The 725-nt window shown below is 78.8% G+C and carries 2 protein-coding genes; one reads left to right on the top strand and one right to left on the bottom strand.

Translation table 11 applies throughout. From position 1 onward, the window contains the following. Positions 1-310: FAD-dependent oxidoreductase (locus DZG00_RS16115; protein ID WP_199689845.1), on the bottom strand; the 310-nt coding region annotated here is incomplete at its 3' end. Positions 311-353: 43 nt separating this feature from the next. On the opposite strand from DZG00_RS16115, the gene DZG00_RS16110 reads away from it, so the two are divergent. Beyond that, positions 354-725: RNA-binding S4 domain-containing protein (locus DZG00_RS16110; RefSeq protein ID WP_119455855.1), on the top strand; the 372-nt coding region annotated here is incomplete at its 3' end.

Genomic DNA, 725 nt, shown 5'->3' with positions numbered 1-725 from the left:
TGGCCTCGCCGGCGAAGAACACGCGGTCCTGGACGGGCCGGGCGAGCGCCTCGCGGTCGGCGCTCGTGGCGCCGGGGCGGAGGAAGCTGCCGGATCCGCGCGCGAACGGGTCGCCCGCCCAGTCCGATCGCGCGAACGCGACGGGCTCCGGGAGGCCCGCGGCGCCCACGGTGGGCGTGGGGGTCGGCGTGGCCGACGGGGTGACCGTGGGGGTCGCGGGCGTGGGCGTCGTCCGCGTGCACGCCGCGAGCCCGAGGAGCGACAGCCCCGACACGGACGCGGTGAGGAGGGTGCGGCGGGAGATCGACATGCTCCGGCCAGCGTAGCGGGGAGCCGTCGCCTAGGGTCGGAGCATGCCGTCCGACGCCGCCCCGCCCGTCACCGCGGTGGCGGCCGGCGCGCAGGCCGCCGTCCGCGTGGACAGCTGGCTCTGGGCGGTGCGCGTCTACAAGACCCGGTCGCAGGCCACCGCCGCGTGCCGGGCCGGGCACGTGAAGGTCGGCGACGAGCGCGCCAAGGCGTCGCAGTCGGTGCGGCCAGGCGACGAGGTGCGGGTGCGCGTCGCGGGCGCCGAGCGGATCCTCGTGGTGCGCCGCACGCTCGTGAAGCGAGTGGGTCCGGCGATCGCCGCGGAGGCGATGACCGACCTCACTCCCCCGCCGCCGCCGCGCGAGGCCGCGCCCGCGACGATCGTGCGCGACCGCGGCGCGGGGCGCCCGACGAAG

Source organism: Clavibacter lycopersici (assembly GCF_003576405.1).
GTDB classification, from domain to species: domain Bacteria; phylum Actinomycetota; class Actinomycetes; order Actinomycetales; family Microbacteriaceae; genus Clavibacter; species Clavibacter lycopersici.
This window is presented reverse-complemented; position numbering and strand designations above follow the sequence as displayed.